This window comes from Microbacterium sp., assembly GCF_035277845.1.
Lineage (GTDB): Bacteria > Actinomycetota > Actinomycetes > Actinomycetales > Microbacteriaceae > Microbacterium.
This window is the reverse complement of sequence record NZ_DATEJS010000111.1, coordinates 1-4,906: the sequence shown is the minus strand read 5'-3', so window position 1 is coordinate 4,906 and position 4,906 is coordinate 1. Positions and strand designations below refer to the sequence as shown.

Here is a 4,906-nt window from a genome sequence, read left to right as displayed (position 1 = left end):
CGGTAGCCGATGTCCTCGGCCTGCGCGGCGAGGGCCGCGAGGGCCGGGTCGGCGGCGCGCTCCAGACCGCGCCGCACCTCGGCGACGAGACTCAGCACGTCGGGCGCGTCGCCCTCGCCGGAGACCGTCTCGTGGGCGGATGCCGCGGCATCCCGCAGCTCCTCCGCGTTGGCGAGGCGCTCGGCCCGTTCGGCGAGCTCGGCGTCCTCCCCCGGCTGCGGGTCCGCCTGCTCGATGTGCGCGAGGGCTTCGCGCAGGGCGTCCGCCTCGAGGGCGCGGGCGTCGCGGTCCCGGGTCAGGGTCTCGAGCTCCGCCTCGAGGGCGCGCCATGCGTCGTACGCCTCCCGGTAGACCGCGAGGGCGGATGCCACCGGCTCTCCGGCATAGCGATCGAGGGCGTCGCGCTGGGCGGCCTGCGACTTCAGCCGCAGCTGGTCGGACTGGCCGTGCACGACGACCAGCTCGTCGGCGAGGTCGGCCAGCACACCGGCCGGCGCCGCGCGGCCGCCGACGGAGGCCCGCCCGCGGCCCTCGGACGAGACCGTGCGGCCGATGTACAGCTCGGCATCCCCGCCGCCGATGGGCTCGAGGTCTCCGCCCGCCTCACGGACCCGCTCGGCCACGGCACCCGCCTCCGGCACGATCCACACGCCGTCGACGGACGCCTGGGATGCCCCCGCACGCACCGCGCCGGAGTCGGCGCGCCGACCGAGCAGCAGCCCGAGGCCGGTGACGACCATGGTCTTGCCCGCACCGGTCTCGCCGGTGACGGCGGTGAAGCCCGGGCCGATGTCGAGGGTCGCCTCCGCGATCACCCCGAGGTCGCGCAGGCGCATCTGCTCGATCACCGGGCGACTCCGTTCGACGCGCGCACATCGGGGTGCGCGTCCGGGCCACGCCAGCCCGCGACCGGCAGCTGGAACTTGCGCACCAGCCGATCGGTGAACTCGGCGGGATGCAGGCGCGCGAGACGCACGGGCTCGTCCGAGCGGCGCACGACGACGCGCGCACCGGGCGGCAGGGGGTGGGAGCGGCGGCCGTCGCACCAGAGGATGCCCGCCCCGTCGGTGCGCTGCAGCAGCTCGATGGCGATCGCGGCCTCCGGGCCGACGACGAGCGGACGGGCGAAGAGGGCGTGCGCGGACAGCGGCACGACGGTCATCGCCTCGACTGTGGGCCAGATGACCGGTCCGCCGCCGGAGAAGTTGTACGCGGTCGACCCGGTGGGCGTGGACACGACGACGCCGTCGCATCCGAAGCTCGACAGCGGGCGCTCGTCGATCTCGATGACGACCTCGAGCATCCGCTCCCGGCTCGCCTTCTCGACGGTGGCCTCGTTCAGCGCCCAGGTGCGGTAGATGACGGCGCCGGCGGCATCCTTGACGCGCACCGAGATCGCAAGGCGCTCCTCGACCGTGTAGTCGCGGTCGATGACACGGTGGACGGCGGCGTCCATGTCGTCCCGCTCGATCTCGGCGAGGAAGCCGACATGCCCCATGTTGATGCCGAGCACGGGGGCGGTGCCGCCGCGCACGAGTTCGGCCGCGCGCAGGATCGTGCCGTCTCCGCCGAGCACGATGGCGAGTTCGATGTCCGCGATCGCGACCTCTTCGCCGAGCGCGGGCAGCGTCGCGAACGCCGGGTGGGCGGCGGCCAGGTCGCTGCGGTCGTCGAGGGCGACGACGGCCTGGGCGCCGGCCTCGTGCAGCGCGCTCACGACGCGCTCCGCGGCTCGCACCGTGTCGTCGCGCATGGCATGCGCGATGACCAGGATGTTGCGCTGCGGTCTGCTCATCGCGTCCCCATCGTCTCGTTCACGGTGCCCCACCATTCTGACGGATCGCTCCCCCGGCCCGGTGCCAGATGCACGACCGCCTCACGGTTGCCGTGCGTGCCGACGACGGGCGAGGCGATGACGCCCAGGCATCCGAACCCGAGGTCCCAGGCCGCCCACAGCACGTCGCTGACGGCGTCCACGCGCAGCAGCGGGTCGGTCACGAGTCCTTCGCGCACGCCCTGACGGCCCACCTCGAACTGGGGCTTCACGAGCAGCACGACGTCGGCGTCGTCGGCGCACACCGATCGCACCGCCGGCAGCACGTGGGTCAGCGAGATGAAGGAGAGGTCGCCGGTGACGACCTGCGGCACGATCCGGATGCCGCTCGCCTCGGCGAGGTTCGCGGGTGTCATGTGCCGCACGTTGTACCCCTCGACGGCGACGACGGCGGGATCGAGCGCGATCTCGGGTGCGAGCTGGCCGTGCCCGACGTCGACGGCGATCACAGGTTCCGCTCCGCGCTCGCGCAGCACCTGCGTGAACCCGCCCGTGGATGCGCCCATGTCGAGGGCGCTGCGCCCGGCGACATCCACGGCGAAGGCGTCGAGGGCCGCGATGAGCTTGTGCGCCGCCCGGCTGACGTAGTGGTCGGCTCCGGCGACCTCGATCACCGCGTCGTCGTCCACCTTCGCGCCCGCCTTGACCACGGCGCGCCCGTCGACCGTCACGGTTCCGGCGGCGATGAGGGATGCCGCATGCGTGCGGGAGCGGGCGAGGCCGCGCACGGCGAGCACGACGTCGAGACGTTCGCTCATCCGGTGGGGCCGGATTCCAGGTGGCGGGCGAGCTCGTCGTGCAGGGCCGCGTACGCGGTCGCGCGCTCGGAGAGCGGCTGCTGCTCGATGACGCGCAGACGCGGGATCAGCTCGCCTTCGGCCTCGGCCGGCTCGGTGGCATCCGTGTCCTGGCTCATGACTCCACGGTATTCCACCGCCCCGACATCGCGGGCCTCAGCGCGCGCTCACGGCCGATGGAAGGGATCCGCGTACAGCGCCTCGTCGACCCGGAATCCGAAGATCGCGCGGCCGGACGCCCACACCGCCGCGGCGGCGGCGCGCACGACGTCGATCGGCTGCGCGCCGGCCGAGACGAGTCGCAGGTCTGCGCCGTCGATCCGCACGGCCGCTTCGCGCACGCGCGTCACGTCGCCGTCGACCACGGTCTCCGGGTACGGGTCGAACAGCTGGCGCAGATCCTCGAGGATGTACGTCGGCCGCGAGTGGGCCGGCGCCGCGAGCAGGTGCTTGGGGCGGTCGATTCCGGTGAGCACGAGGGCCGAGGGGATGCCGGCGGCCTGCGCCCCGGCGATGTCCGTGTCGAGCCGGTCGCCGAGGAACAGCGGATGCTGCGCCCCGAACCGCGCGACGGCCTCGTGGAAGATCGGGGTCTCCGGCTTGCCCGCGACCGTGGCGAGACGTCCGACGGCGGTGTGCACGGCCGAGACCAGCGTGCCGTTGCCCGGCGCGATGCCGCGGGACTGCGGGAGGGTCCAGTCGGTGTTGGTGGCGATCCAGGGGATGCCGCCCTCGTCCTCCGGAAGGGCGAGTGCGTACGCGGCCTCGGCGAGGTCCTTCCAGCCGACCTCGGGCGCGAAGCCCTGCACCACCGCCGCGGGCGCGTCGTCCGCGCTGCGGGTCACGGTGAAGCCGGCCTTCTGCACCTCGACGACGAGGCCGTCGCCTCCGACCACGAGCACGGTCGAGCCGGGCGCGATGCGGTCGCGCAGCAGCCGCATGGCCGCCTGCGGGCTCGTGACGACGTCGTCGGGCTTGGTGTCCGCGAGCCCGAGCTCACGCAGGTGCGCGGCGACCGTCGCATCCGTGCGCGCGGCGTTGTTGGTGATGTAGCCGAGGCCGATGCCGTCGGCGGCGGCCCGGTTGAGGCTCTCCACGGCGTACGGCAGCGAACCGGCGCCGGCGTAGACGACGCCGTCGAGGTCCGCCAGCAGCGCATCGACGCCCGTCAGCGGGGCGTCCGCCGGTGAGCGGTCCGACGTGGATGCCCCACGACGGAACAGCCCCATCACCGGTCCTCGTCTTCGATGATCTCCTGGACGACGATCATCTCGTCGGCCTCGTCCAGCTCGTCGGCGTCGTCCGTCTCGTCCGTCTCGTCCGTGTCGTCCTCGAGCTCCTCGACCACGATGGTCTCGTCCTCGCCGACGCCGGCCGCGGCATCCAATGCCTCCGCCGCGATGTCGGCGCGGCGGTGCCACTCGGCGGCCTCGTCGTCGCGGCCGAGCTCCTCGAGCACGGTGGCCCTTGCGAGGAACAGCGCAGGACTCCACTCGAAGGCGCGATCCGGGTCGAGCTCGGGGATGTCGAGCTCGGTGAGCGCACGGTCGGGCTGGCCGAGGTCGAGGCGAGCGCCCGACATCGCGATCGCCAGCTGCACGCGGACGGGGATCGGCAGGGATGCCCGGTCGACGGCGCGCCCCTCCTCGAGGCCGCGCTCCGGGCGTCCCACTCCACGCTCGCTGTCCACGATGAGAGCGATCTGGTCGTCGTTTCCGGAGATGCGCCGGTACGTCCGCAGCTCGCGCAGCGCGAGGGCGTAGTCGCCGACCGCGTATGCCGTGATCGCCACGGTCTCGCGCACCACCGCGACGCGGCCGGCGCGCCGGCTCGCGGCCAGAGCGTGCTCGTGGGCGCGCGCGGGGTCCTCGTCGATGAGCATGCCGGCCATCGCCAGGTGACGGGCCACGCTGTCGGCGTTCTCCTTGCTGAGGGTCTTCAGTTCGTTCCGGGCCGCGGGATGCAGATCCCGCGCGGTGACCTCTTCGGGCAGCTCTGGCTCAGGTGCACGCTTCGCACGCTCGTCCTGCGGCGGACGGGACGGGCGGCGGGGCGCATCGCCGTGGTGCGGGCGGCGATCGCGGTCGCCGGAGGGCCGGCGGTCGTCATCGCGTCGCGGGCCGCCCTGGCGACGCTCACCGTCACGACGCGGCGCACCCTCACGGTTGTCCCCGAAACGACGCGGGCCGCCCTCACGGTTGTCGCCGAAGCGGCGCGGTGCACCCTGACGGTTGTCGCCGAAACGACGCGGACCGCCCTCACGGCGCTCGCCGTC

The 4,906-nt window shown here is 73.6% G+C and carries 6 protein-coding genes and 1 pseudogene; 1 reads left to right on the top strand and 6 read right to left on the bottom strand.

Annotated elements, in window-relative coordinates; translation table 11 throughout:
* The 6 genes and pseudogenes from VJR25_RS04695 to VJR25_RS04670 form a co-directional block, all read right to left on the bottom strand.
* Positions 1–848: pseudogene (locus VJR25_RS04695) on the bottom strand (DNA repair protein RecN); the annotation flags it as partial.
* Entirely contained in the window at positions 845–1,795 is a 951-nt protein-coding gene (locus VJR25_RS04690) for an NAD kinase (protein WP_324113033.1), read from the bottom strand. The pseudogene VJR25_RS04695 and the gene VJR25_RS04690, both read right to left, overlap by 4 nt.
* Positions 1,792–2,592: a TlyA family RNA methyltransferase gene (locus VJR25_RS04685; protein WP_324113031.1), complete on the bottom strand. Its 801-nt coding sequence runs from the start codon at positions 2,590–2,592 to the stop codon at positions 1,792–1,794. The genes VJR25_RS04690 and VJR25_RS04685 overlap by 4 nt, the downstream gene beginning before the upstream one ends.
* Positions 2,589–2,750, bottom strand: coding sequence for a hypothetical protein (locus tag VJR25_RS04680; RefSeq protein WP_324113029.1), 162 nt, complete (start codon positions 2,748–2,750; stop codon positions 2,589–2,591). Before VJR25_RS04680 ends, VJR25_RS04685 begins: the two co-directional genes overlap by 4 nt.
* 48 nt (positions 2,751–2,798) lie before the next feature.
* Positions 2,799–3,860 (bottom strand): HAD-IIA family hydrolase, encoded by a 1,062-nt coding sequence (locus VJR25_RS04675; RefSeq protein ID WP_324113027.1) that lies wholly within the window; start codon positions 3,858–3,860, stop codon positions 2,799–2,801.
* Positions 3,860–4,540, bottom strand: coding sequence for a hypothetical protein (locus VJR25_RS04670; protein ID WP_324113025.1), 681 nt, complete (start codon positions 4,538–4,540; stop codon positions 3,860–3,862). Before VJR25_RS04670 ends, VJR25_RS04675 begins: the two co-directional genes overlap by 1 nt.
* Positions 4,541–4,591: 51 nt before the next feature.
* On the opposite strand from VJR25_RS04670, the gene VJR25_RS04665 reads away from it, so the two are divergent.
* A partial coding sequence (locus VJR25_RS04665) for a hypothetical protein (RefSeq protein ID WP_324113023.1) occupies positions 4,592–4,906 on the top strand: 315 nt, incomplete at its 3' end.

Coding starts and splice junctions, on each gene's coding strand:
- VJR25_RS04685 (WP_324113031.1), bottom strand. CDS start 2,592: ATGAGCGAACGTCTCGACGTCGTGCTCGCCGTGCGCGGCCTCGCCCGC.
- VJR25_RS04675 (WP_324113027.1), bottom strand. CDS start 3,860: ATGGGGCTGTTCCGTCGTGGGGCATCCACGTCGGACCGCTCACCGGCG.
- VJR25_RS04690 (WP_324113033.1), bottom strand. CDS start 1,795: ATGAGCAGACCGCAGCGCAACATCCTGGTCATCGCGCATGCCATGCGC.
- VJR25_RS04680 (WP_324113029.1), bottom strand. CDS start 2,750: ATGAGCCAGGACACGGATGCCACCGAGCCGGCCGAGGCCGAAGGCGAG.